The following is a 25,431-nucleotide window of genomic DNA, read 5'->3' as shown; positions in this document are numbered from 1 at the left end:
ATGTATCGTAAGGGTATAATTCTGGCGGGTGGCTCTGGAACACGTCTGCATCCAGCAACGCTCGCAATATCGAAGCAACTGCTTCCGGTTTTTGATAAACCAATGATTTATTATCCCCTCAGCACATTAATGCTGGCGGGAATTAGAGATATTTTGATTATCTCCACGCCACAGGATACTCCTCGTTTCGAGCAGCTTTTGGGTGACGGTGCCAAGTGGGGAATCAATCTGAGTTACGCCGTTCAGCCGTCACCGGATGGCTTGGCCCAAGCATTTATTATTGGCGAGAAGTTTCTCGACGGTAATGCATGTGCGTTAGTATTAGGCGACAACATCTATCATGGCCATGACTTCCAAGAACTCTTGGCGAATGCGATGCAGCGTGACAACGGTGCAAGTGTCTTCGCATATCACGTGAATGACCCTGAGCGCTATGGCGTGGTCGAGTTTGACAAGTCAGGCAAAGCAATCAGCCTAGAAGAAAAGCCATCAGAGCCGAAATCTAGCTACGCCGTGACCGGCCTCTATTTTTACGATGCAAACGTCGTTGAGATTGCCAAAAGTATTAAACCCTCTGATCGTGGCGAGTTGGAAATCACGGATGTGAACCGTGTCTACCTTGAGCGTAACAGTCTTTCCGTAGAGATCATGGGAAGGGGATATGCTTGGCTTGATACGGGCACTCACGAGTCTCTGCTCGAAGCGAGCCACTTCATTGCTACCTTGGAAAACAGGCAAGGGCTTAAGGTTGCGTGCCCCGAAGAGCTAGCATGGCGCAAGGGATGGATATCGGACGAGCAATTGCTCGCATTAGCTATGCCATTGATCAAAAATGGTTACGGGAAGTATCTCAAGCGCCTCTTGGAACACGAGAGTCATTGATGTTGTACTCAGCAGGCCAGACTCAATACGAGCCTTTCTGCGATAGATGTAATTGGATAGAAATTTAAAACCGCACAGCACTTGTGATTCGAGGCTAAATACATGTCAATTCAACTGTTTGTACCTAAATTTCGTGTCGACGAATGCCTTGAAGGTATTCGTGAGTGTCTTGAGAAAGGCTGGACTGGGTTGGGTTTTAAAACTGTTGAGATGGAAGAAGCATGGAAGTCCTACACCGGACTTCCTCACGCACATTTTCTTTCGTCCAATACCGTAGGTCTGGAACTGGCTTTCCGCTTACTCAAGACGAAGAATGGGTGGGGCGATGACGCAGAGGTCATTACTACTCCCTTGACTTTCGTATCGACCAACCACGCCATTCTCTGCGCAGGCTTGACGCCGGTATTCGCAGATGTTGATGACTCGCTTTGTCTTGATCCCGTTAGCGTTGAGCAACGCATCACCGATAAAACCAAGGCTTTGATTTTCGTAGGTATTGGCGGCAATGTCGGTCAATACTCAAAAATTCTCGAAATCTGCAAAACACGCAACATCGCTCTGATTCTTGACGCCGCCCACATGTCGGGTACCCGCATGAATGGGCGTCATGTATGTCCAGAGGCGGACGTTGTGGTATTCAGCTTCCAGGCCGTAAAAAACCTGGCAACGGCCGATTCCGGCATGATCTGCTTCAAAGACGCTGAAGATGACGAGCGTGTACGCAAAATGAGCTGGTTGGGCATCAACAAGGATACTTACGCTCGTACTGCCGCTCAGGGTGCGTACAAGTGGATGTATGATGTTGAAGAAGTCGGCTTCAAATACCACGGTAACTCGATCATGGCTGTCATGGGCCTGGTTGCGTTGAAGTATCTTGATCGTGATAACGCTTACCGTCGCCAGCTGGCCAAATGGTATCGCGAAAACTTGGAAGGTAACGATAAAGTACGCTTTATTGAAATCAATCCGGAATGTGAGTCGTCGACCCACCTTGTGCAAATCCGTGTCAAAAACCGCGAAGAGCTGATGCTGGCCCTCAACGAGCATCAGGTATACCCAGGCGTACATTACCGTGATAACACGGAGTATCGTATGTATGCCCATGGTAATGGCACTTGCCCTAAAGCAGCATTGGCGTCCCAGGAAATTATTTCGCTCCCGGTTCACATGGGCCTCACTAAAACAGATGTAGACACCGTATCTCAATTGGTAGCCAAGTACGCAAAATGAAACCTACCCTCCACTCAACATCTGATGAAGTCGTCGAGATCCGCCTACTAGACGTGGCTGATTTACAGTTCACTTTGGACTGGAGAAATCGAGACGAAAATCGCCGATGGTTTATTAACTCAAACATCATTGAATGGGACAATCACGTAAAGTGGTTTGAGTCATATACTAAAAAGTCTGATGATTTTGTGTTCGTCATCGCGGCGGATGGTGAGTTGGTGGGGCAGTGCGCTGTTTATGGCGTGGATCTAAAAAGAAAGCGTGCCGAGGTTGGACGCTTTCTAGCTGCGCCAGATAACGCGGGTAAAGGCCATATCAAGCGAGGCTGCCAATTGTTGATTGAAACCTGTTGGCAGCAGCTCGGACTTGAAAGTGTATTTCTAGAAGTCCTGGAAGACAATGTGAGGGCAATAAAGTTATACGAAAAGCTGGGCTTCACCGAAGTTTCCCGTAATGGCAAATTAATAGTGCTTGAGCTAAATAGGCTTTAGATGATCAGTCAGAATAGTTTTTTACCCAATGCATTGAAATCGCTTCTTGAATGGCGAGTATGGTTGTTCATGGGACTTCAGGATATCAAGGCCCGATTTCGCAGATCTGCAATAGGCCCGCTCTGGATACTTATAAACCTAGCAATGATGGTTTTAGGTGCGGGTATGGTTTACGGGGTGTTACTAAAGCAGCCCATGGCTGAGTTTCTTCCTTATCTTACTTGTGGCTTAATCATCTGGGGGTTTCTGGTGGCCTCCTTTGTAGAAGGGGGTTATGCATTTATAAGCTCCGAGGGGTACATTAAACAATTCTCTTTCCCGAAACAGATTTATCTGTTCCGAGTATTGGTGACATTATTTGCAGTGATGATGATTGGAGTGTGCGCTTTAATCGGAACGCTGTTGTTCTTTGATCGTTTCAACCCGATGGGATGGCTATATGCACTGCCCGGACTCGGGATATTGTTACTTGCTGGGTTAGGGCACATTACTCTGAGCGCATATCTATCCGCTCGCTTCAGGGATCTTCCGCACGCCCTTACCGGGATCTTCCAGGTTCTGTTTTTCATTACGCCAGTCCTTTTTCCGGTCGCTATGTTGAAAGATCGGGGTTTCGATTTTGTCTACAAGTATAACCCTTTGTACTACTTAGTGGATGTAATAAGATTTCCGATTTTAGAGGGTTCGTTTGCAGTGAAGCAAGATTATATGTTTTGCGCTGCATACCTAACTGTTTTGTGGGTAGTCTGCATATTGCTGGGCTCTAAGATGGATAAGAAACTGGTTTATATGCTATGACTGATATTTCAATTGTTTTGCGTGATGCAAGTGTCGTGTTTACTGGGCAGACAGATTTTCTGGGCCGAGTAAAGAATAAACTATTGCGTCGTCCCGCTTCTTCTAATACAAAAGAATACACAATCAATGCGCTTTCTAACATCAATCTTTCTATTGAAAAGGGAGAGCGCGTCGGTTTGATTGGTTTGAACGGCGCAGGTAAAAGTACATTACTAAAAGTTATGGCGCGAATTTATCCTACCACGACCGGTGTTGCTCATACATATGGACATGTATGCCCGATGTTCGAGTTCGCGACAGGTTTCGAGATGAATCAATCCGGTTGGGATAATATAAAAATACGCGCATTACTGCTAGGTCTCAAACCAAAAGAGATAAATGCGAAAATGCAGGAAATCGCTGAATTTTCGGAGTTGGGTGAGTTTCTGAACTACCCAGTGCGGACTTATTCTGCCGGTATGTTCATCCGGTTGGCGTTCTCTGTTTCCACAGCGATTAATCCTGAGGTTCTGTTGCTCGACGAGGTCATGGGTGCCGGGGATATTAACTTTGCTCACAAAGCCCAAGAGCGGATGAAAAAATTCATGACTCAGGGGAAAATTCTCGTTTTTTCGAGCCACTCTCCGGATTTGGTCAGTGACTTTTGTGAGCGCACAATTTGGTTGGAAAAAGGAAGGCTTCGCATGGACGGAAAAACTGATCAAGTGCTAAAAGCTTACTCTGAAAACTATTCGGCAACCGCATAGGACTTCGCATATGAAAGTTAAAGATCTCATTCGCGAAACCCAGTGGATGCCAGGAAGCTCTTACAATAATAGCAAGTTTCCTATTGTTTCGGTGTTGCTACCAACATTTCGAAGAGCGAAGAGCGGGAAGCTTCGTAATGCAATCGAATCCGTATTGAGTCAGACACTGGCTGATCTCGAGCTAATCATTGTTGATGATGCTAGTACGGATGGCAGTGCTGATATAATTTCAGAGTTTATGGCGAAAGACGGGCGGGTCAGTTGTCTTCGTCATCCTCAAAATATTGGCTTGCCGGCAATCTCTGAATATGAAGCATATTCGAAGTCTCGCGGTAGCTACATTGCGTTCGCGTTTGATGATGACATTTTCTTTCCTGATGCACTGCAAGAACTTTACGTTCACGCGCAGACCACTCCAGATCAAGTGGTCTATGGATCGGTTGCGATGCGGGTTAACGAGCTAGGATCCGGTGAAGACAAAGTCGAGCACCTGGGTGCAAGCTTGTCGACAAATAATATCAATTCTTGGAATTTTATTGCAAACAATGCGGTATTGGTGCCTCGATTCATCTTTGAGGACATAGGTCTGTACGATCCACACATCCTCATGACTCGGGTGTGTGATTGGGACTTATGGAGAAGAATTTCGAGAAAATATATTCTCCGTTACGTAGAGGTTAGTGTTGGAGAGGTAGGGGGGCCTGCAACCGAAGATAGTCTAGGGAAAACATATGCGTTAGACAGTTGGGCCTCTGAAGAGCGAATTAAGCAGGAGCGTAATTTTTCACTTCGTCCGGAAAACATCGGTGAATACGATATTTTCGCTTTGCCAGAATTTACGTCATATTGTACAGCTGTCACGTCTAAAGAGATGGCAGTAGCTCACGCGCGTACTAGACAATTCATAGATATCAAAAGCTCTCAGTTGAATTCGAATGACAGTCGGAAGGTTCTGGTGCTTTCGTGTCACTACGATGCCAGCACGACTGTAACTTTCGATTATTTGCCGGAATATTGGAAAAGCCGAATTAGAGTAATTCGTCCTTGGAACTGGCCAATTGCAGAAATTGCGCACGCGAGTTGTTTGATTGTTGTAAGGCAGTTGGAGCCATTTTCAGAATGGGTCGAAGCTGCAAAAAAAATGCAAATTCCTTGTTATTATTTTATCGATGACAATCTCACTCTTCTCCAAGAAGATAAAGAGGTTATTGGTTTTGAGGATGTCAGTAAGCCAACGTTGAGACGTAAGCTTAGTGAATACTCAGGCGTGTTGACAAGTACTTCCACTCTTTACGATTATTTCGAGGAGCATCTGCTTCATCCGAACATAATGATGTTTCCACCTGCGTTCTGCGATTTGAAAATAGTAGCTGACGAGCGTGCCGTAGATCTCGAAAGTCTGGTAATTGCATTTGCGGGCGGTGGACACAGGCTTTCCGCACTTCAAGATATAGTAGTACCTGCACTTCTTCGGTACGTTGAGTCGGGTAGAAGGATTAAATTGGTAGTGGGTGGGGCTACTAAAGCACTCGTTGAGGTGCTTGAACAGCATGAACGGCTGGAGGTAGTGGCGATACCGCATGAGCTGAATTGGGAGTCAGCATTGTTGCAGATTGCCAAACACAGCCCGGATATACTCATCCATGCGCCCAGTACGTCGTCGAATAATATTTATAAAACAATGAATGTTGCGAAGTCTGCTGATGTAGTTGGCGCAGCACTTGTGGTGCCTGATTATTTTCCGTACTCCCAAGTGAAAGATCTCAATATCGGCTACGTTGTATCTTCTCCGTTCAGTGCTCGATCATGGTCTGAAATGTTGGAGAGTTTGGATGTGTCTAGTATTTCCAAATTCAAAGAAAATAATAAAAAGTACTGTGCAGAGATGTTCTCAGGGATGACCAGTTCTCAAGTTTTAGACTTGATATCTAAGAAGGCGACCTTCAATGGTTTTACTACAGTCGAGAACAGGCTGAAAATTCTCGCAAGAAATCACAGCAACATCAATTTTATTACAACTAATGACTCCTTGAAAAGTCCACGAAAATTGATTCATAGTCTTGAAGAGCTGGCTAGATGGAGACACGCAGCCTCGGTTTCGAAACGTTTGGGTTTTATGGCTCGCAAGCACGACTTGTGGGACAGCCTAATGCCCGAGTTTCGTGACTTGAAAGCGTTTTCTGTATCCGCCAAGAAGGGCGGTACGGGTATCGTCCTTGAGATGTCAAAATCATTACATGATATTCCGTACTTGGAATATCCGATAAATAGTTCGAAAAAGATTAAGTCTATTCTGTTAGCTTTCGCTACTGACGGATTTCAAGATGGGCTTATTGGCATCGAGTTAGTTGGTGCGTCCGGCGAAATTATTTTGAATAAATTCTTGTCGCTCCATTCTTTGGATCTGTCATCACCAGTTGAATTTCGAGTAGATGATGGAAATGTTGATTCCTCGGCTGAATACAAACTGCGTGTATTTGCTCGGGCGTCTCATCCAGTATACATTTTTGAACTTGTTAAATATCGTTATGCGGGTTTGAAGCGTTTGCCTGTGTATCCATTCGTGGAAATATCGACTGTATAGGTTTGCCGATGAAGTTAGATATAGGCTGTGGGCCGAAATGCCTGCCTGGGTTTGTCGGTGTTGACAGATTCCCACTGCCGGGTGTTCAAGTAGTAGCGGATCTTGATAAACCTTTGCCATTTGAGGACAACTCCATTGAGCTGGTGCACGCGGCTCATAGCCTGGAACATGTCTCAGATCTGATGTTTACAATGAGAGAGCTTTATCGCGTTTGTAAGCATAAGGCTCAGATTTGTATTGTCGTCCCCTATTATGAACAAAAGCTAAATCTAGCCAATCCGTATCATCTTCAAGTTTTCAATGAGCATACGCCGAGGTTCTGGTCTAGTTGTTCTTGGGCGCCCATTGATAAAAAGGAATACTACCATCCACACGCAGTCACGTGGGGACTGTCGCAATCCGATAACTCTGATCCCGGATTAGAGATTCGATTGCTGCGGATGGAGTTTTTTTATTTTCCTAGATTCAACAAGATGGATCCTGATTGCCGAAGGGAGATGCGACAACATTTGACTGATGTATGTCACCAAGTTGCCTATCATCTTGTGGTTTGGAAGGAAGGTAATGAGGATGATTATGTTGCGTTGACTGAGAATTTGGATAGTTATCCCTTTTTGGATACTCCTGCACTGCAGAAATCTAGAAACGATGCCAACTTATACGATAAAGAAAAATGCTCTACTTTTTCGTATGCTGAAGAATTTTTGGATCAGCGGTTCAAGGAGCAGTATGTTCACGTTGCTGAGTGTGAGCGGAAGCTGCTTAGAAACGAAAAACTCATCCGGCTGCTCATGGCGGGACCTGATTTGCCTGATGCGGATTTGAAACGTTTTAACAATCATGTAGCCACTAACTACTCTCGTCGCGAACCGATTGGTTATCGGGTTGGTAAGGACATACCCACCGATGGATATGTCGAGTATCCAGTAAGTAGTGCGGGTGAGTGTGACTCCATATCCGTATGTGTTTACCTCTCTGGAGACGCTCATAATGCGCACCTCGGTGTCGAATTAGTGGACAGGAGTAATAAGGTGGTGTGGAATGCGATCAAAGTACTTTCCGGGATTGATACAGTTGGTGTGGTGAATTTTTCAATTGGCGAAACGTTCAAACAGGAAAATTTGGCGTTCATCCGCTTTTTTGCAAAAGATTTATACATTAAGGCGAATGTTGTAGAATGTTTAGTTACACCCCGTTGGCCCCTGCGCTCTACGAAAGTCATTCCATACGTATGCTTTTCACATGATGAGTAATGCTAGTTCTTTTGTTGATATTCTGCTGATTGTCGAGGCGGATATCGCGACTACTCAATTAACCGAACAGCTATTGCACGAATGTTCAGGACTTGGTGTGAGATATAGGAAAGTTTATCTTACAGAACTTACTGAACATGTTCTATCTGGTAATGCGGTGCCTTTGTTCGTAAGGACGGCTGATCCGGTTGCAGTATCATGGATGCACTCTTTAAAGCGTAGCAATATCCCGTATTTTTATTATATTGATGATAACTTCTGGTTGATAGAGGGTGATACCGCGCTTGCGAAATATTATCAGCACCCCATTATACGGCGATCGCTGCGATTTGCTGTTGGAAAAGCGCATACTGTGATTACTAATTCGAGTGCGCTTAAAGAGTTTATAGTCCCGAAGAACTCAAATACTGTTCTTTTGCCAGCTTTTTTTGACTTCTCTTTACTGCCAGCTGAAAGTGACGCTAGGGATGCTGAATATCGGATCGGCTTTGCAGGAAGCCCGTCGCGCGAAGCCGATTTAGAGGTACTTAGAGATGTCATTCCATATTTTCTTGCGCGCCGGGACGATATAGTTTTTGAGTTCGTCGGTTGTCTTCCCAAATGGTTGGAGCAAGGTCCGAGGGTGAGGTTTTTCAGACATATGAACAGTTATGCTGATTATATATCCTTCCAGGCTCAGCGCAATTGGAAGATTGGTCTTGCACCTCTGGATGATAAAGCGTCTAATAAGTATAAAACTAACAATAAATACCGCGAGTACTCCGCGTTTCGTTGCGCTGGAATATATACAGACTCCGAAAGTTACGTTGATTCAGTTGTAGATGGGTCTACTGGCTTACTCGTCAAAAACAATCTGGCCGAGTGCTGGATTGCCGCAATCGAACGATATTTGGATGATGAGCAGCAAAGGGGCGCTATCGCGGACAAGGCGTACGATGATGTGCGCCGCAGATTTGATATCGCCGTGGTTGCGAATCAATGGGTCTCGCTTTTTCAGCAAGGCGCGCAAATTTTGATGAGCAGTAAAGTATTGCCTGTTCACACTTCTATCTGGGACAGCTTCATCAGGAGCTTGGCGCATTATTGGTTGTTGATTGAGATCTCTATGTATGAGGGAGGTATTAAGCTGACCGTCTCTCGTGCGCTCAAAAAAATATTCCGCCGCTTTCTAAAAACAGAAAAAAGTTGATTGTTTGCTGGGGCTTAACGAAGCTGGTCTACCGCATTTTTGTTTTCTCTTGCCTAAATCGGTCAAAATGCAGAAAAAAATTCTTGTCACTGGTGCGACTGGCTTCTTGGGTAGGTTCCTGGTGGAACATTTTTGCAGTTCTCCAGATACGATAGTTGTTGCTCCACTTCGTAATATTGATGTAAAGCTGCCCGATAACGTTACTGTGACTCACATTCCGGATATCAACAACAACACAGACTGGCGCAAGTCTCTTTCTGGCGTTCATGTCGTCGTACACGCGGCGGCTCGCGTGCATGTCATGGATGAAGAACCACTCCAGTCAATCGAAAAATTTCGCAAGATAAATGTCCAAGGAACCCTTCGCCTTGCTCGGGAAGCTGCGGAGGCGGGCGTCAAGCGATTCATATATATCAGCTCCATCAAGGTTAATGGCGAGAGTACTTCCATCAACGATGCATTCACTGCTTACGATACGCCACATCCATCGGACGCGTATGGCATCTCTAAGTGCGAAGCAGAGCAGCAACTGATGCAGCTTGCTCAGACAGGCGCAATTGAGGTTGTCGTTATTCGCCCCGTGCTGATTTACGGCCCAGGAGTGGGCGCGAATTTTCATCAAATGTTGCAATGGCTAATCAAGGGCATTCCTCTGCCCTTCGGATCAGTTAATAATTCACGAAGCCTCGTTTTTGTGAAAAATGTTGTTGATCTGGTTAGTACATGTATTGACCATCCTCGTGCTGCTAACGAGGTTTTCTTGGTCAGTGATGATGAAGATGTCTCGACGACACAGTTGATGCGGCGTCTTTTAAACTCGCTAGGTACGAAGACGCGGCTCATCCCTGTTCCTGTAAAGATGCTCACGTTATTAGCTGATTTGGTCGGTCGAGGCACCGTTGCGCAGCGGCTTCTGGGGTCGTTGAAGGTCGATATCCAGAAAAATCGCAGATTATTGGGCTGGCGCCCGCCATATACTTTGAATGATGGCTTGCAGGTAACGGCGGCACATTTTCTGGAGTCTCGTAAAAAATGAGTTTCGCCTGGTTCATTCCGGTAATTTTCGCCATTGCGTTCGTCATGACCGATGTGCTGCGTCGCTATGCATTAGCTCGAAGTCTGGTCGACATTCCAAACGCGCGAAGTTCCCATATTGTCGCTACTCCGCGCGGTGGCGGTGTTGCAATTGTCTTGGCGTTCATTCTGTCGCTTTTTTTGCTGCTGCTAAGTGGCTTGATGCCAGCAGAATTTTTTTTCGCTATAGCGGGGGGAGGCGGTGTCATCGCAATGATCGGTTTCATGGATGACCATGGTCACATCGCAGCCCGTTGGCGGTTGATGGGGCATTTTGCGTCTGCCGTTTGGTTACTGAGCTGGATCGGGGGAGCGCCACCTATTGAGCTGTTCAGCATGTCTCTGAGTTTAGGTTGGGCAGGCTACGCGTTGGCAACGTTCTACCTAGTCTGGTTACTCAACCTGTACAACTTTATGGACGGCATTGACGGTATCGCAAGCGTGGAAGCTATATGTGTCTGTCTCAGTGCTTGCCTGCTTTATTGGTTGGCTGGGCTTGAGGAGTTGATTTGGGCGCCTTTGTTACTCGCGGCTTCTGTTTTAGGGTTTTTTTACTGGAACTTCCCACCTGCCCGAATTTTCATGGGTGATGCTGGGAGCGGTTTCCTAGGTTTTGTCCTGGGAGGCTTGTCTCTGTTGGCGGCCTGGGCCAGCCCACCATTGCTGTGGGCTTGGGTGATCCTGTTGGGGGTATTTATTGTCGACGCAACGTTCACGCTTTTTCGCCGCCTGGTCCGAGGAGACAAGGTCTACGAGGCGCATCGCAGCCACGCCTATCAATTCGCGTCGCGTCGTTTCGGTAGACATTTGCCGGTAACAATCGCTGTCGGTGCGATCAATGTCTTTTGGTTGTTGCCAATTGCAATCTGCGTGACACGTTTTGACCTGAACGGCCTGTTGGGCGTGTTCGTGGCTTACATGCCATTGCTCGTCCTGGCAAAGTGCTTTCGCGCTGGAGAGCTGGAGCGGTAGGAAAAAGAACTAAGCAATAACAATTGTGTCATCTAGGGTTAGAGTGGTCACAACGTACCCAGGAGCTACTGCCCTGGCCCAAGTTGCTACACGGAATGATAAAAGGTGGATGAAGGGTTCATGGATAAAATCAGAGGGTACCTGTTAGGCCTTCCCCGACGCCGTAAAAGGCTCATTCAGGTTGCCACAGATATCGTGCTGGTCTGGGCTGCTCTATGGTTGGCTTTTATCGTCCGGTTAGGTCTGGACGATATGTATAACCCTCTGAAGGTGCACTTTTGGCTTTTCGTATGTGCACCTATTGTCGCCATCCCGCTGTTTATCCGCTTCGGCATGTATCGTGCTGTCATGCGATATTTTGGAAATGATGCACTCATAGCGATCGTCAAGGCGGTCAGCCTGTCTGCGCTGCTTTTGGCACTCGTAGTTTACTGGTATAGCAACCACGAGGCCGTGGTGCCTCGATCAATCGTTTTCAACTATTGGTGGTTGAGCCTCGTCATCATTGGCGGTCTGCGTCTTTGCATGCGCCAATATTTCATGGGTGACTGGTTTGCCGGTGCTCAGCACGTGCCCTTTACAAATCGCGATGATGGTCTGGTCAAGGTCGCAGTCTACGGTGCGGGGGTCGCTGGCAATCAACTTGTCGCGGCGCTACGCATGGGACGGGTTATGCGTCCGGTCGCATTCATCGATGACGATCCGAGCATTGCTGATCGAATAATCGCTGGCCTGCAGGTCTATAAGCCCAAGCACATCCAACAGTTGATCGACGAAACAGGGGCCCAAGAAATTCTCTTGGCTCTACCTTCGTCGACGCGCGCCCGTCGCCGGGAGATTCTTAATTTTCTGGAAAGCTTCCCCCTGCATATTCGCAGTGTTCCGAACTTCACGGACCTCGCGAGTGGCCGTGTCAAGGTGGAAGATATTCAGGAAGTGGATATTGCAGATTTGCTGGGACGCGACTCGGTTCCAGCACAACCTGAATTGCTCGAACGCTGTATTAAAGGCAAAACGGTTATAGTAACCGGTGCCGGCGGTTCTATTGGTTCTGAGCTCTGCAGGCAGATTTTTTCTCTTGGGCCAACCAAGCTCATACTCTTCGATCATAGCGAGTTCAATCTCTACAGTATTCTTTCGGAGCTTGAACAGAGAGAAGGCCGAGAGTCGGTGGCGGTCCAGTTGTTACCAATCCTTGGTTCCATCCGCCATCAACACAAGCTGTTGGATGTCATGAAAACCTGGGATGTGGATACGGTTTATCACGCGGCTGCCTACAAACATGTGCCCATGGTTGAGCACAACATTGCCGAAGGTGTTCTGAACAATGTGATCGGTACCCTAAATACCGCTCAGGCCGCGTTACAGTGCGGAGTGGCTAATTTTGTTTTGATCTCCACTGACAAAGCGGTCCGCCCGACCAATGTCATGGGCAGCACCAAGCGTTTGGCGGAACTGACGCTTCAGGCTTTGAGCCGTGAGATCGCCCCTGTTTTATTCGGCGATAAGGCCAACGTTTCCAGAGTCAACAAAACCCGTTTCACCATGGTCCGTTTCGGCAACGTGCTGGGTTCTTCGGGCTCAGTCATCCCGCTGTTCCATAGCCAGATCAAGGCCGGCGGGCCACTGACGGTCACTCATCCGAAAATCACTCGCTACTTCATGACGATCCCGGAAGCCGCACAGTTGGTCATCCAGGCGGGTTCAATGGGGCAGGGCGGAGACGTTTTCGTCCTGGACATGGGCGAGCCCGTGCGGATCGTCGAGCTGGCGGAAAAGATGATTCACCTGTCAGGACTAAGCATCCGATCGGAGCGTAACCCACAGGGCGACATCTCCATCGAGTTCACCGGCTTGCGCCCGGGCGAGAAGCTGTACGAGGAATTGCTGATCGGTGACAACGTCGCAGCGACGTCGCATCCGATGATCATGAGCGCCAACGAAGATCACCTTCCTTGGGATGTCCTGAAAGCTCGGTTGAGCGAGCTGCTCAAAGCCGTCGAATCCGACGACTACACACGCGTCCGCCAACTCCTGCGCGAAACCGTCTCTGGCTACACCCCCGACGGAGAAATTGTTGACTGGATCTACCAGCAACGTCGTATCGATCCTTGATTGTTTCACATCCTGTAACGCTCACATTTTTGACTTCGCTCCATCATGACCTACGTTTGGAGAGCAGCTTGGGAAAAGCTGCTTTCTAAAACGATGATGGAGCGTCACTTATGCGTACCGGTTATTTCTACTCGCTGATCTTTGCTTTCCTCACCAGCGCCTCGATCGCTGCGATTGCTGCCCCTGTAGCGACCACCGAGACAACCAAAGCGCCTTTGCTGATGGATGCGGCTGCGCCCTCGGCAAGCGCCAAGATCGACCTCAATGGCGCGGATGCGGCGACGTTGCAGAAGGAGTTGGCGGGTGTGGGGGAGGCGAAGGCGCAGGCAATTGTTGCGTATCGGGATACAAACGGGCCGTTTGCGTCGGTGGATGAGTTGCTGGAAGTGAAGGGGATTGGCAAGGCGATTCTGGATCGCAACCGTGACAAGCTGGAAGTGAACTAAGCTGACAGTTCTACGCCGAGAGGCCGGTCATTGACCGGCCTTTTTATTGGGTGCCGATCTGGTGGATGCCTGAACGCTGAAAATTACGGGTATCATATTGTGCCTTGATTATGCCTATAATAATTTTGTTCGGGACTGATTCAGCAGCCGAATCGCAGCACACCGTTACACATCGAATTTTGAATTGATAAGGGGTAACCACGATATGAACCAACGTCGAGTCGTCGTCACGGGCATGGGCCTGGTTTCACCCTTGGGCAGTGATGTTGAAATCGTCTGGCAGCGTTTGCTGGCCGGTCGTTCCGGGTTGCGCAACCTGCCCGATGCGGTTGTGGCTGGTCTGCCGACCCGGGTCGGCGGCAGCGTGCCCACGGTGGAAGAGGATGCCGAGGCCGGGTTTGATCCGGATCGCGCCACGCCACCCAAAGAACAGAAGAAGATGGACCGTTTCATCATGTTTGCCATGGAAGCGGCGCGGCAGGCGCTGGAGCAGGCCGGTTGGCATCCAGCGGACGCTGAAAGCCAGGAGCGGACTGCGACAATTATCGGCTCGGGCGTCGGCGGTTTCGGTGCGATTGCCGATGCCGTTCGCACCACCGACAGCCGCGGCCCTCGACGCTTGTCGCCGTTCACCATTCCATCGTTTCTGGTCAATCTCGCGGCCGGTCATGTCTCGATCCAGCATGGTCTCAAAGGGCCGTTGGGCGCACCGGTGACCGCATGTGCCGCCGGGGTTCAGGCGATCGGCGATGCAGCGCGGTTGATCAGGGCGGGGGAGGCGGACATCGCAGTATGTGGCGGTGCTGAAGCTTCGATCGATCGCGTCAGTCTCGCCGGTTTCGCGGCGGCGCGGGCGCTGTCCAGCGGCTACAACGACACCCCGGAAAAAGCTTCGCGGCCGTTCGACAGCGGGCGCGATGGTTTTGTGATGGGTGAGGGTGCCGGTCTGTTGGTCATCGAATCGCTGGAGCATGCGCTGGCACGCGGGGCGAAGCCGTTGGCGGAACTGGTCGGCTACGGCACGACAGCCGATGCCTACCACCTGACCGCCGGGCCGGAAGATGGCAGTGGTGCGCGTCGGGCGATGCAATTGGCTCTGGCTCAGGGCGGGGTGACGCCGCAGCAGGTGCAGCACCTCAACGCTCATGCGACCTCGACGCCGGTCGGTGATTTGGGTGAGTTGGCGGCGATCAAGGCTGTGTTTGGTGCTGAAAACAATATCGCCGTAACCTCGACCAAATCCGCCACCGGTCATTTGCTCGGTGCTGCGGGAGGACTGGAGGCCATTTTCACTCTGCTGGCGATCCGTGATCAGGTGGTGCCGCCGACGCTCAATTTCGAAAACCCGGATCCGGCCAGCGAAGGTGTGGACATTGTCCATGGCGAGGCGCGCTCGATGCCGATCAAGTTCGCGTTGTCCAACGGCTTCGGTTTTGGCGGGGTGAATGCGAGCGTGCTGTTCAAACGCTGGGAAGCTTAATCGCTCGATTGCTTAAGATGTTCGCGGGTGACGTCGAGGATGCGCTGGGCGAAGTCGGCATCTGCGACGCTGCGAGACAGCAGCAGTGCGCCGGCGAGGGTTGCCATGATCACGATGCTGCGTTCAGCGACGTGTTCGCCTTCGAGTGTTCCTTGAATCTGTTCGAGCCGAGCATTGAGGACTTCGTCGCTGGTTGGACTTGGCTGGCCGCGCAGGCCCAGCTCCGAGGAAATGGTCAGCAGCGGGCAGCCTTCGTGGGGCGAGGTCTGATGCCACTCTGACAGGTAGGTGTCGATGAACACTTGCAGAGGATTTTCCTGCGCGAAGATTTCTTCGCACAGGCCCGCGACTTGCTCGCCGGCCTCTTGCAGGGCTTTTTCGACCAGTTCTTCCTTGGATCTGAAGTGCGAGTAGAAGCCGCCATGGGTCAAGCCCAGGGCTTTCATCAAAGGCTGCAGGCCGGTGGCGCCGATGCCGTGCTTGCGAAATCGCGCCGAAGCTTCCTTGATGATGCGTTGGTGGGTCTGGGCTTTGTGGTCTGGCGAGTAACGCATGTGGAGCTCTCCGCGAAGATGCTGCCATCTTAACCACGGAAGATTAAATGGTGACTGTACTTCTAAAATCTAAAAGGCGTGCGGGTAAGTCCGATTGCGTTGGATAAACCAACCCCGCCATGTTGGCGGGGTTGGTGTCAGCGGTCCTGTGCGTCCTTGGCATCCGCTTCGGCATTGCGTTGCGCGACGCGCTTGCGTTCTTCATCGGTCAGTTCGACCTTGTTGGCGGTGTCGCGCAACATCATCAATCCGCCAACAATCGAGCCGATCGCAACGACCAGAATCAACCAGGCATACCAGGGCATAACGGCTCTCCTTAATGGCAGCTCGACGGGCGAGGATTTCGCCGTGCGATGCTGCCTATCACTTTTGAGCGAAACGACTTCGCAGTGGTTCCATTCTAGGCCGCTTGTACCCGGTGCATCTGAAATTCCTGTAGGAGCTGACGAGTGAAACGAGGCTGCGAGCTCTTGAGCCTGGAAACAAGATCAAAAGATCGCAGCCTCGTTTCACTCGTCAGCTCCTACAGGGGACGGTCGTTACAGGCCGGTGAGCATGGCGTCAGCAGGCGCGTTGGCGCGCAGTTGGCCGGTGAGCATGAAATAGCCGAAACCGACCGCCATGAAGCCAAGGAAAATCAGCCCGATCAGTGTGTTGAACCACGCCATCGCCACCAGGCACACCACCGCCAGCACCAGTGCAATCAGCGGAACGAGTGGATAGCAAGGCGCGCGGAAGGTGCGTTCCAGATTGGGTTCCGCTTTACGCAATTTGAACAGGCTGAGCATGCTCATGATGTACATCACGATCGCGCCGAACACGGCCATGGTGATCATCGCCGCCGTCAGCGTCATGCCACCGAGGTTGATCAGGCCATCGCTGTAGATCGCTGTGATACCGATGAGCCCGCCGACGATGATCGCGCGATGCGGTGTCTGGAAGCGCGACAGTTTTGCCAGCGAAGCGGGCAAATAACCTGCGCGGGCGAGGGCGAAGAACTGGCGTGAGTAGCCGAGGATGATGCCGTGGAAACTCGCCACCAGTCCGAACAGACCGATCCAGACCAGCATATGCAGCCAGCCGGAGTTGTCGCCGACCACGGTTTTCATCGCTTGCGGCAGTGGGTCGTTGATGTTGGCCAGAGTGCGCCAGTCGCCGACGCCGCCAGCGAAGAACATCACCCCCATCGCCAGTAGCACCAGGGTCAGGATGCCGCTGATGTAGGCTTTCGGAATCGTGCGTTTAGGATCCTTGGCTTCTTCGGCAGCCATCGCCGCGCCTTCGATGGCGAGGAAGAACCAGATCGCAAACGGGATCGCCGCGAACATCCCGGCAATCGCAGGCGCGCCAAAGACGTCGGAACCGGCCCAGCCATTCAGGGCAAAGTTGCTGAAGCTGAACGCCGGCGCGACCACGCCCATGAACACCAGCAACTCAGCCACGGCCAGCACGCAGACGACCAGCTCGAACGTGGCGGCCAGTTTTACCCCGAGAATGTTCAGCCCCATGAAGACGATGTAGGCGCCGACCGCCGCGTGTTTCGGGTCGAGTGCCGGAAATTGCACATTCAGATAAGCGCCAATCGCCAGGGCAATCGCCGGTGGTGCGAAAACGAATTCGATCAGTGTGGCCAGTCCGGCGATCAATCCGCCTTTCTCACCGAACGCGCGGCGGCTGTAGGCAAACGGCCCGCCGGCATGGGGAATTGCAGTGGTCAGTTCGGTGAAGCTGAAGATGAAGCAGGTGTACATGGTCGCGACCATGAACGAGGTCACCAGAAAACCCAGCGTGCCGGCCACGCCCCAGCCGTAACTCCAGCCGAAATATTCCCCGGAAATCACCAGCCCCACGGCAATGCCCCACAGGTGCAACGTGCCCAGCGTGGGTTTGAGTTGTGTGTTCATGCGCTTGCTCCCGCAACGGTTGGAAAGCTCGGGAGAGGGCGTGTGCAGTGGGCGTGCCATTGCGGTGAAACAAGTCGTAATGAGTTGAAAGCTGTCGCAGCGGGGATGATTCGAGCTGAATGTGCAGGCAGAGTGCGCCAGTTGGGTGCGTTGTTGCCCGCTCTGCAGTCTTCGCGAGCAGGCTCGCTCCCACAGGGTGAATGCATTCAAGATGTGGGAGCGAGCCTGCTCGCGAAGACGGCAGTCCAGACCCCGCAAAGATCAGCTGTAACGCTCGCATAAACCCACTCTTTACGCTTTCTTTATGCCCCACGCTGCGCCTCGCTCTCGTTCCTTTACAGCCTCCTTCCCGACAATCACCGCACACACGGCAATACGCCGTTACACGGAGATCTTCCATGAGCGTTCTGGACGGGGTGTCACTGCTGCTGGCAGTGGGGCTGTTCATTTATCTGTTGGTTGCGCTGTTGCGCGCGGACCGGAACTAGGAGCGGCTATGCACAGTTATGACTATTGGCTGATCCTCGGGTTTTTTTCGCTGGTCTTGCTGCCGGCACCGTTGCTCGGGCGTTTCTATTACAAGGTCATGGAGGGCCAGCGAACCTGGCTGACGCCGATTCTTGGCCCGGTCGAGCGCGGGTGCTATCGGCTCGCCGGGGTCGATGTGCAGGCCGAGCAGAGCTGGCAGAAGTACACGCTGGCGCTGCTGGCGTTCAACCTCGCCGGTTTCCTGCTGCTGTTTGCGATTCTATTGTTTCAGGATCACCTGCCGCTCAACCCGCAGAATCTGCCGGGCCAGGAATGGACGCAGGCGTTCAACACGGCGGTCAGTTTCATGACCAACACCAATTGGCAGTCCTACAGCGGCGAGGCGACCCTCAGCTACCTGAGTCAGATGGTCGGTCTCACCGTGCAGAACTTCGTCAGTGCCGCCACCGGTCTCGCCGTGCTGGTCGCGCTGTGCCGTGGCATCGGGCGCAAGTCCGCGCAGACCCTCGGCAACTTCTGGGTCGACATGACCCGTGCCACCCTTTATGGCCTGCTGCCACTGTGCCTGTTGCTGGCGTTGTATCTGGTCTGGCAGGGGGTGCCGCAAACCTTCGCCCAGTATGTCAACGCCGTGACGCTGCAGGGTGTCGATCAAGTGATTCCACTCGGCCCGGCCGCGAGCCAGATTGCGATCAAGCAACTGGGCACCAACGGCGGCGGTTTCTTCGGAGTCAATTCGGCGCATCCGTTCGAGAACCCGAGCGCTTGGAGCAACCTCTTCGAAGTCGCGTCGATCATTCTGATTCCGGTGGCGCTGGTGTTCACCTTTGGCCATTACGTCAAGGATCTGCGCCAGAGTCGCGCAATCATCGCCTGCATGCTGGCGTTGTTCCTGATCGGCGGCGCCACCTCGCTGTGGGCCGAATATCAGCCGAATCCGACCCTGAACAACGCCGCCGTCGAGCAGACTGCGCCGCTGGAAGGCAAGGAAGCGCGCTTCGGCACCACTGCCACGGTGCTGTGGTCGGTGACGACGACGGCGGCCTCCAACGGCTCGGTCAACGGCATGCATGACAGCCTCAACCCGCTCAGCGGTATGGTTGCGCTGGTCAACATGATGGTCGGCGAAGTGATCTTTGGCGGCGTCGGCGCGGGGCTCTATGGGATGTTGCTCAACGTGTTGATCGCGGTGTTCCTCGCCGGTCTGATGATTGGCCGCACCCCGGAATACCTCGGCAAGAAACTCCAGGCCCGCGAGGTGCAATTGCTGGTGGTGACGCTGCTGGTGATGCCGGTGGGCGTGCTGGTGCTCGGCGCCATTGCGGCTGTGCTGCCCGGCCCGGCGGCGACCATCAGCAACCCCGGCCCGCACGGATTCAGTCAGTTGCTTTATGCCTACACCTCGGCCAGCGCCAACAACGGCTCGGCGTTCGGTGGCCTGAGCGCGAACACACCATTTCACAACCTGATGCTCGGCCTGGGCATGTTGATCGGCCGCTTCGGTTACATCCTGCCGGTGCTGGCATTGGCCGGCAGCCTGGCGATGAAGAAAAGCGCACCGGTCGGCCAGAACAGCTTCCCGACCCACGGCCCGCTGTTCGTGACCCTGTTGACCGTGACCATTCTGCTGGTGGGCGGCCTGACGTTCTTGCCGACGCTGGCGCTCGGTCCTATCGCCGAACATTTAAGTATGGGCTTCTAAGGAATCCATCCATGAATATGCCTGCAATAAAACCCGTCGCCGTCAAAGCGCCGGAACAAGCAAAAACTGCGATCTCGGCCCTGTGGCGCCCGGCGTTGGTGCAAGCCTTCGTCAAGCTCGACCCACGACAACTGGCGCGTTCGCCAGTGATGCTGGTGGTCGAATTGACGGCGATTTTCACCACCGTGCTGTGCTTCATTCCGGATGCCGACGTGCCGACCTTCGTCGCCGCACAAATCGCCTTGTGGCTGTGGTTCACCGTGCTGTTCGCCAACTTCGCCGAGGCCTTGGCCGAAGGTCGCGGCAAGGCCCGCGCCGACAGCCTCAAGGCCGGCAGTGAAGGCCTCAGCGCGCGCTGCCGTCAGGCTGACGCCAGCTTCAGGATTGTGCCCGCCGCCACTCTGCGCAAGGGCGATGTGGTGCGTGTCGAAGCCGGGGAAATGATCCCCGGTGACGGCGAAGTCATCGAAGGCATCGCGGCGGTCAACGAAGCAGCGATTACCGGGGAATCGGCGCCAGTGATTCGCGAGTCCGGCGGCGACCGTTCCGCCGTCACCGGCAACACGCGACTGGTGTCCGACTGGCTGTTGGTGAAGATCACCGCCAACCCCGGTGAATCGACCCTCGACCGCATGATCGCGCTGGTCGAAGGCGCCAAACGCCAGAAGACTCCGAACGAAGTGGCGCTGGATATCCTGCTGATCGGCCTGACCCTGATCTTCCTGCTGGTGGTCGTCACCCTGCAACCGTTCGCGCACTTTGCCAATGGCAGCCTGCCGCTGGTGTTCCTCGTGGCGTTATTGGTCACGCTGATCCCGACCACCATCGGCGGGCTGCTTTCGGCCATCGGTATCGCCGGGATGGATCGGCTGGTGCGCCTGAACGTGATCGCCAAGTCCGGTCGCGCGGTGGAAGCGGCGGGTGATGTGCACGTGCTGTTGCTCGACAAGACCGGCACCATCACCTTCGGCAACCGTCGCTGCAGCGCGGTGTACGCCGCGCCGGGTGTGACCGGCCGTGAGCTGGCGGAGGGCGCGCTGTTCGCCTCCCTGGCGGATGAAACCGCTGAAGGCAAATCGATCGTCGAGTTTCTCCGTGGCCTGCATCCACAACCGGAGCCGTCGCCGGAAACCCTGACCGCCGTGCCGTTCAGCGCCGAAACCCGTTTGTCCGGTGTCGACTATCAGGGCCGCGTTTATCGCAAGGGCGCGGTGGATTCGTTGCTGGCATTTCTCGGCCAGCAACGAGGGGATCTGGCCCCGGCGCTGGCGCGGGAAATCGACAAGATCGCCCAGAGCGGTGGCACGCCGTTGCTGGTCTGCGCCGACGGTAAATTGCTCGGTGCGATTCATCTGAAGGACGTGGTCAAGCCGGGTATTCGCGAGCGTTTCGCCGAGCTGCGCAAACTGGGGATTCGCACGGTGATGGTCACCGGCGATAACCCGCTGACCGCCGCTGCCATTGCCGCTGAAGCGGGCGTCGATGATGTCCTCGCCGAAGCCACGCCGGAGAAAAAACTCGCGCGTATTCGGCACGAGCAGAACGACGGTCGCCTGGTCGCGATGTGCGGCGACGGTGCCAACGACGCCCCGGCACTGGCTCAGGCAGACGTCGGCATGGCGATGAACGACGGCACGCAAGCGGCACGGGAAGCGGCAAATATGGTCGACCTCGACAGCGACCCGACCAAACTGCTCGACGTAGTGCAGATCGGCAAGGAATTGCTGGTAACCCGGGGCGCGCTGACGACGTTTTCCATCGCCAACGACATCGCCAAATACTTCGCGATCCTGCCGGCGCTGTTTGCTTCGATTTACCCGCAACTGGGTGTGTTGAACATCATGCACTTGAGCAGTCCGCGGAGCGCGATTCTCTCGGCAATTGTGTTCAACGCCTTGATCATCGTCGTGCTGATTCCGCTGGCATTGCGCGGTGTGCGCGTGCAGGCGGCGAGTGCGGCGGCCTTGTTGCGGCGCAATCTGCTGATCTATGGCGTGGGCGGGATTGTCGTGCCGTTCGTGGGGATCAAGGCGATCGACATGCTGCTTACGGCGTTGCATCTGGTGTGATCCCTTCGCGAGCAGGCTCGCTCCCACTTGGAACTGCATTCCCCTGTGGGAGCGAGCCTGCTCGCGAAGAATGCGCAACGCTTTATCTGACTCAACACCGTACTGGTTTCTGAATCGAGGATTCTGCAATGTCCACAACACTACGCCCAGCCCTGACCCTGTTGGCGCTGATGACCCTGATCACCGGCGTCGCCTACCCACTGGCGGTCACCGGCATCGCCCAGGTCGCATTCCCGGCCCAGGCCAACGGCAGTCTGATCCACGATGCCGACGGCAAAGTACGCGGCTCGTCGTTGATCGCCCAGGATTTCAGCGGCGACAGCTGGTTCCACCCGCGCCCCTCCGCCGGGGCCTTTGCCACGGTCGCCAGCAGCGCCAGCAACCTCGCACCGAGCAATCCGGCCCTTGCTACCCGTGTGATCGAAGACGCTCACAAGCAACAAATCCCCGGCCAGGGCCCGGTGCCCCTGGCACTGCTGACCACCTCCGCCAGCGGCCTCGATCCGCACTTGCCACCGGCAGCAATTGCCTATCAACTGGCGCGTGTCGCGGCGGCGCGTAACCTGCCGGTGTCGACCTTGCAGCAGTTGCTTGATGCGCACATCGAACAGCCGCTGGTGGGCCCGCCAGTGGTGAATGTGCTGGAGCTGAACCTGGCACTGCAAAACCTGTAAATCAAGAGATCGCAGCCTTCGGCAGCTCCTACATGAATCGCATTACCCCTGTAGGAGCTGCCGAAGGCTGCGATCTCTTGACGCTTCACACCAATCTCAAACCGAACAAGGCAATCCAAGCATGAGCGACTCCGGCCGCGCCGACGCACTGTTAGCAGACCTGCCCCGGGACGGCCGTGGCCGTTTGAAGGTTTTCCTCGGCGCCGCGCCCGGCGTCGGCAAGACCTACGCCATGCTCCAGGCCGCCCACTCGCAACTGCGCCAGGGCGTGAAAGTCCTCGCCGGCGTGGTCGAAACCCACGGCCGCGCCGAAACCGAAGCGTTGCTCGGTGGCCTGCCGCAACAACCGCTGGTGCGCAGCGAATACCGGGGCGTGCTACTGGAGGAAATGGATCTCGACGGCATCCTCGCCGCCCGCCCGAACCTGGTGCTGGTCGATGAACTGGCCCACAGCAATGCCCCCGGCAGTCGTCACGCCAAACGCTGGCAAGACATTCAGGAACTGCTCGCCGCCGGCATCGACGTGTTCACCACGGTCAACGTCCAGCATCTGGAAAGCCTCAACGATCAGGTGCGCGGCATCACCGGTGTGCAGGTACGCGAAACCTTGCCCGACTGGGTTTTGCAGGAAGCCTTCGAGCTGCTGCTGATCGACCTGCCGCCGCGTGAGTTGCTCGAGCGTCTGCGTGACGGCAAGGTCTACGTGCCCGAGCAGGCGAGGGCGGCCATCGATGCGTTTTTTACCCAGACCAACCTCACCGCACTGCGCGAACTGGCAATGCAGACCGCCGCCGCGCAGGTCGATAACGACCTCGCCCAAGGCTATCGCCAACTCGGTCAGGCCGCCCCGGCGGTGCGCGGGCGGTTGCTGGTCGGTGTGGACGGCGATGCGCAGGCCGAGCGTCTGGTGCGCCACGCCAGTCGCGTGGCTCAGCGTCGGCATCTGCCGTGGAGTCTGGTGCATGTCGACAACGGCAGCGCCCGCGACGAGCAGTCGCGATTGCGTCTGCAAAGCGCGCAGCAACTGGCCGAACGCCTCGGCGGCGAGGTGGTGCTGTTGCGTGCCGGCGAAGTGGCGAAAACCCTGATCCAACACGCCGCCGAACGCCGTGCCAGCCTGGTGCTGGTTGGCCAGTCGCGGCCGCGATTACGCCGTCGTTTGTTCGGTGGCGGGCTGGCGGCGCGGCTGCTGCGTCAGGCGCATGGCCTGGAAATCAACGTACTCGACAGTGATCACCAGCAACATCAACCGCGCCTACGCAATCCGCTGAAGCTGGTGTGGTTCGACTATGTGCTGGCGCTGGTCGCGACGTTGTTGGCCAGCGCCTTGGCCTGGGCGGTGTCGAGCGTGCTGCCGCTGCCGAACATCTCGCTGGTGTTTCTCGCGGCGGTGTTGCTGGTGGCGGTGCGCAGCAGTCTCGGCCCGGCGCTGGCGTGTGCGGCGCTGTCGTTTCTGACCTACGATTTTCTGTTTATCCCGCCGAATTTTTCTTTCAGCATTCAGCGCGAAGAAGACGTGCTGACGCTGCTGTTCTTTCTGTTGATGGCGGCGCTCACCGGCAATCTCGCGGCGCGTCAGCGTCGACAATTGCAGGCCCTGCGTGACACTCAGGAAGAGACCAGCGAACTGCTCGACCTGTCGCGCAAACTTACTGCCGCGACCGATCGCCAGGCGGTGGTCAGCGCCGCGGCGCAGCACCTCGAGGGCTGGAGCGATCTGCAACTGTGCCTGCTCAACCGCGACGCACAGGGTGCCTGGAAAGTCGAAACCGGTGGGCCGCTGCAGTTCACCGAAGCGGAACGCGCCGCTGCCGATTGGGCCTGGCAACACGATCAATCGGCGGGCAAGGGCACCGGCACGCTGCCGTTCGGGCGTTGGTGGTGGTGGCCGTTGTCGGTCGAGGACGGACCGCTGGCGCTGCTCGGGGTGTGCGCCAAAGAAGGCCAGACCTTGAGCGGTCAGCGCCGCCGCTTGCTCACCGCGTTGAGCCAGCCACTGGCACAAGCCCTGGCCCGCGCGCAGTTGGCCGATGACCTGGAAGCGGCGCGCCTGCACGGCGAAACCGAGCAATTGCGCAGCGCCTTGCTGGCCTCGGTGTCCCATGATTTGCGCACGCCGCTGACCGCCATGCGCGGCAGCATCGACAGCCTGTTGGCCCTCGGCGAAGCGATCCCCCTGGAAGATCGTCGCGAGTTGCTCGAAGGCACCCGTGACGAGGCCGAACGCCTCGACCGCTACATCCAGAACCTGCTCGACATGACCCGTCTGGGCCACGGCGCCTTGAAGCTGGCGCGGGACTGGGTGTCGCCGGCCGATATCGTCGGCAGTTCGCTCAATCGCCTGCGCGCAGTGCTGGCGCCGCTGCAGGTCAGCACCGAGGTGCCCGCCGAGTTGCCGTTGCTTTACGTGCACGCGGCGTTGATCGAGCAGGCGTTGGTCAACGTATTGGAAAACGCCGCACGCTTTTCGCCCAATCACGGGCGCCTGCAGCTGCGCGCCGGCGCCGATGAGCAGGAGATTTTCTTCTCGGTCAGCGATGAGGGCCCGGGGATTCCCGAAGAGGAGCGGGCGAAGATTTTCGACATGTTCTATACCGCCGCGCGCGGTGATCGCGGCGGGCAGGGCACGGGGCTGGGCCTGGCGATCTGTCAGGGTATGGTCGGCGCCCACGGCGGGCACATTTCGGTGTCTGACGGCATCGACGGGCGGGGTACCTGCATCACTCTGCATCTGCCGCTGCAGGCGCAACCGGGCATGGACCATGAAGCCTGAGGCCGA

General features: G+C 54.4%; 21 protein-coding genes. 18 read left to right on the top strand and 3 right to left on the bottom strand.

Going from position 1 to position 25,431, the window contains the following annotated elements; all coding sequences use genetic code 11:
• From rfbA to fabF, 13 genes are all read left to right on the top strand, one after another.
• Nucleotides 1-882, top strand: a complete 882-nt coding sequence (rfbA, locus tag VNV36_RS16335; RefSeq protein WP_325718658.1) for a glucose-1-phosphate thymidylyltransferase RfbA — start codon at nt 1-3, stop codon at nt 880-882.
• A gap of 102 nt (nt 883-984) precedes the next feature.
• The gene (locus VNV36_RS16330; RefSeq protein ID WP_325718657.1) at nt 985-2,112 is read left to right on the top strand and encodes a DegT/DnrJ/EryC1/StrS family aminotransferase; all 1,128 of its coding nucleotides are present in this window, start codon (nt 985-987) and stop codon (nt 2,110-2,112) included.
• Nucleotides 2,109-2,603, top strand: coding sequence for a GNAT family N-acetyltransferase (locus VNV36_RS16325; protein WP_325718656.1), 495 nt, complete (start codon nt 2,109-2,111; stop codon nt 2,601-2,603). The genes VNV36_RS16330 and VNV36_RS16325 overlap by 4 nt, the downstream gene beginning before the upstream one ends.
• Nucleotides 2,604-3,401 (top strand): ABC transporter permease, encoded by a 798-nt coding sequence (locus tag VNV36_RS16320; protein ID WP_325718655.1) that lies wholly within the window; start codon nt 2,604-2,606, stop codon nt 3,399-3,401.
• Nucleotides 3,398-4,147, top strand: coding sequence for an ABC transporter ATP-binding protein (locus VNV36_RS16315; RefSeq protein ID WP_325718654.1), 750 nt, complete (start codon nt 3,398-3,400; stop codon nt 4,145-4,147). The genes VNV36_RS16320 and VNV36_RS16315 overlap by 4 nt, the downstream gene beginning before the upstream one ends.
• Nucleotides 4,148-4,157: 10 nt before the next feature.
• Complete coding sequence (locus VNV36_RS16310; protein WP_325718653.1) at nt 4,158-6,731, top strand: glycosyltransferase family 2 protein; 2,574 nt, start codon at nt 4,158-4,160, stop codon at nt 6,729-6,731.
• Between the two features lie 8 nt (nt 6,732-6,739).
• Complete coding sequence (locus VNV36_RS16305; RefSeq protein WP_325718652.1) at nt 6,740-7,984, top strand: class I SAM-dependent methyltransferase; 1,245 nt, start codon at nt 6,740-6,742, stop codon at nt 7,982-7,984.
• A complete protein-coding gene (locus VNV36_RS16300) occupies nt 7,974-9,173 on the top strand; it encodes a glycosyltransferase family protein (protein WP_325718651.1) in 1,200 nt (399 codons plus the stop codon). The genes VNV36_RS16305 and VNV36_RS16300 overlap by 11 nt, the downstream gene beginning before the upstream one ends.
• Before the next feature lie 67 nt (nt 9,174-9,240).
• Nucleotides 9,241-10,209: a UDP-glucose 4-epimerase family protein gene (locus VNV36_RS16295; protein ID WP_325718667.1), complete on the top strand. Its 969-nt coding sequence runs from the start codon at nt 9,241-9,243 to the stop codon at nt 10,207-10,209.
• Entirely contained in the window at nt 10,206-11,219 is a 1,014-nt protein-coding gene (locus VNV36_RS16290; protein ID WP_325718650.1) for an MraY family glycosyltransferase, read from the top strand. The genes VNV36_RS16295 and VNV36_RS16290 overlap by 4 nt, the downstream gene beginning before the upstream one ends.
• Before the next feature lie 120 nt (nt 11,220-11,339).
• A complete protein-coding gene (locus tag VNV36_RS16285) occupies nt 11,340-13,334 on the top strand; it encodes a polysaccharide biosynthesis protein (protein WP_325718649.1) in 1,995 nt (664 codons plus the stop codon).
• A gap of 110 nt (nt 13,335-13,444) precedes the next feature.
• A complete protein-coding gene (locus tag VNV36_RS16280; protein WP_325718648.1) occupies nt 13,445-13,780 on the top strand; it encodes a ComEA family DNA-binding protein in 336 nt (111 codons plus the stop codon).
• A gap of 205 nt (nt 13,781-13,985) precedes the next feature.
• The gene (gene fabF / locus VNV36_RS16275) at nt 13,986-15,260 is read left to right on the top strand and encodes a beta-ketoacyl-ACP synthase II (protein WP_325718647.1); all 1,275 of its coding nucleotides are present in this window, start codon (nt 13,986-13,988) and stop codon (nt 15,258-15,260) included.
• On the opposite strand, the gene VNV36_RS16270 is transcribed toward fabF, so the two are convergent.
• The 3 genes from VNV36_RS16270 to eat form a co-directional block, all read right to left on the bottom strand.
• A complete protein-coding gene (locus VNV36_RS16270) occupies nt 15,257-15,814 on the bottom strand; it encodes a TetR/AcrR family transcriptional regulator (RefSeq protein ID WP_325718646.1) in 558 nt (185 codons plus the stop codon). The genes fabF and VNV36_RS16270 overlap by 4 nt on opposite strands.
• Nucleotides 15,815-15,951: 137 nt before the next feature.
• A complete protein-coding gene (locus VNV36_RS16265) occupies nt 15,952-16,119 on the bottom strand; it encodes a DUF2897 family protein (RefSeq protein WP_016770901.1) in 168 nt (55 codons plus the stop codon).
• A gap of 234 nt (nt 16,120-16,353) precedes the next feature.
• Nucleotides 16,354-17,718 carry an ethanolamine permease gene (eat, locus tag VNV36_RS16260; RefSeq protein ID WP_325718645.1) on the bottom strand — a complete coding sequence of 455 codons (1,365 nt, stop codon included), beginning with the start codon at nt 17,716-17,718 and terminating at the stop codon, nt 16,354-16,356.
• 398 nt (nt 17,719-18,116) lie between these two features.
• Here eat and kdpF point away from each other — a divergent pair, with 398 nt between their 5' ends.
• The 5 genes from kdpF (at nt 18,117) to VNV36_RS16235 (ending at nt 25,425) form a co-directional block, all read left to right on the top strand.
• Nucleotides 18,117-18,206, top strand: a complete 90-nt coding sequence (gene kdpF / locus VNV36_RS16255; RefSeq protein ID WP_007899818.1) for a K(+)-transporting ATPase subunit F — start codon at nt 18,117-18,119, stop codon at nt 18,204-18,206.
• Between the two features lie 8 nt (nt 18,207-18,214).
• A complete protein-coding gene (kdpA, locus tag VNV36_RS16250) occupies nt 18,215-19,909 on the top strand; it encodes a potassium-transporting ATPase subunit KdpA (protein WP_325718644.1) in 1,695 nt (564 codons plus the stop codon).
• A gap of 11 nt (nt 19,910-19,920) precedes the next feature.
• Nucleotides 19,921-21,978, top strand: coding sequence for a potassium-transporting ATPase subunit KdpB (kdpB, locus tag VNV36_RS16245; protein ID WP_325718643.1), 2,058 nt, complete (start codon nt 19,921-19,923; stop codon nt 21,976-21,978).
• Between the two features lie 128 nt (nt 21,979-22,106).
• Nucleotides 22,107-22,652: a potassium-transporting ATPase subunit KdpC gene (kdpC, locus tag VNV36_RS16240; RefSeq protein WP_325718642.1), complete on the top strand. Its 546-nt coding sequence runs from the start codon at nt 22,107-22,109 to the stop codon at nt 22,650-22,652.
• A 121-nt stretch (nt 22,653-22,773) separates the two neighbouring features.
• Nucleotides 22,774-25,425: a DUF4118 domain-containing protein gene (locus tag VNV36_RS16235; RefSeq protein ID WP_325718641.1), complete on the top strand. Its 2,652-nt coding sequence runs from the start codon at nt 22,774-22,776 to the stop codon at nt 25,423-25,425.
• The last annotated feature ends 6 nt before the right edge of the window (nt 25,426-25,431 follow it).

Origin of the sequence: Pseudomonas sp. (genome assembly GCF_035554175.1) — a bacterium.
Lineage (GTDB): Bacteria > Pseudomonadota > Gammaproteobacteria > Pseudomonadales > Pseudomonadaceae > Aquipseudomonas.
This window is presented reverse-complemented; position numbering and strand designations above follow the sequence as displayed.

Coding starts and splice junctions, on each gene's coding strand:
- kdpC (WP_325718642.1), top strand. CDS start 22,107: ATGTCCACAACACTACGCCCAGCCCTGACCCTGTTGGCGCTGATGACC.
- kdpB (WP_325718643.1), top strand. CDS start 19,921: ATGAATATGCCTGCAATAAAACCCGTCGCCGTCAAAGCGCCGGAACAA.
- rfbA (WP_325718658.1), top strand. CDS start 1: ATGTATCGTAAGGGTATAATTCTGGCGGGTGGCTCTGGAACACGTCTG.
- VNV36_RS16265 (WP_016770901.1), bottom strand. CDS start 16,119: ATGCCCTGGTATGCCTGGTTGATTCTGGTCGTTGCGATCGGCTCGATT.
- VNV36_RS16280 (WP_325718648.1), top strand. CDS start 13,445: ATGCGTACCGGTTATTTCTACTCGCTGATCTTTGCTTTCCTCACCAGC.
- kdpA (WP_325718644.1), top strand. CDS start 18,215: ATGCACAGTTATGACTATTGGCTGATCCTCGGGTTTTTTTCGCTGGTC.
- VNV36_RS16295 (WP_325718667.1), top strand. CDS start 9,241: ATGCAGAAAAAAATTCTTGTCACTGGTGCGACTGGCTTCTTGGGTAGG.
- VNV36_RS16315 (WP_325718654.1), top strand. CDS start 3,398: ATGACTGATATTTCAATTGTTTTGCGTGATGCAAGTGTCGTGTTTACT.
- VNV36_RS16325 (WP_325718656.1), top strand. CDS start 2,109: ATGAAACCTACCCTCCACTCAACATCTGATGAAGTCGTCGAGATCCGC.
- VNV36_RS16310 (WP_325718653.1), top strand. CDS start 4,158: ATGAAAGTTAAAGATCTCATTCGCGAAACCCAGTGGATGCCAGGAAGC.
- VNV36_RS16235 (WP_325718641.1), top strand. CDS start 22,774: ATGAGCGACTCCGGCCGCGCCGACGCACTGTTAGCAGACCTGCCCCGG.
- VNV36_RS16290 (WP_325718650.1), top strand. CDS start 10,206: ATGAGTTTCGCCTGGTTCATTCCGGTAATTTTCGCCATTGCGTTCGTC.
- eat (WP_325718645.1), bottom strand. CDS start 17,718: ATGAACACACAACTCAAACCCACGCTGGGCACGTTGCACCTGTGGGGC.
- VNV36_RS16320 (WP_325718655.1), top strand. CDS start 2,604: ATGATCAGTCAGAATAGTTTTTTACCCAATGCATTGAAATCGCTTCTT.
- VNV36_RS16300 (WP_325718651.1), top strand. CDS start 7,974: ATGATGAGTAATGCTAGTTCTTTTGTTGATATTCTGCTGATTGTCGAG.
- VNV36_RS16285 (WP_325718649.1), top strand. CDS start 11,340: ATGGATAAAATCAGAGGGTACCTGTTAGGCCTTCCCCGACGCCGTAAA.
- VNV36_RS16330 (WP_325718657.1), top strand. CDS start 985: ATGTCAATTCAACTGTTTGTACCTAAATTTCGTGTCGACGAATGCCTT.
- fabF (WP_325718647.1), top strand. CDS start 13,986: ATGAACCAACGTCGAGTCGTCGTCACGGGCATGGGCCTGGTTTCACCC.
- VNV36_RS16305 (WP_325718652.1), top strand. CDS start 6,740: ATGAAGTTAGATATAGGCTGTGGGCCGAAATGCCTGCCTGGGTTTGTC.
- kdpF (WP_007899818.1), top strand. CDS start 18,117: ATGAGCGTTCTGGACGGGGTGTCACTGCTGCTGGCAGTGGGGCTGTTC.
- VNV36_RS16270 (WP_325718646.1), bottom strand. CDS start 15,814: ATGCGTTACTCGCCAGACCACAAAGCCCAGACCCACCAACGCATCATC.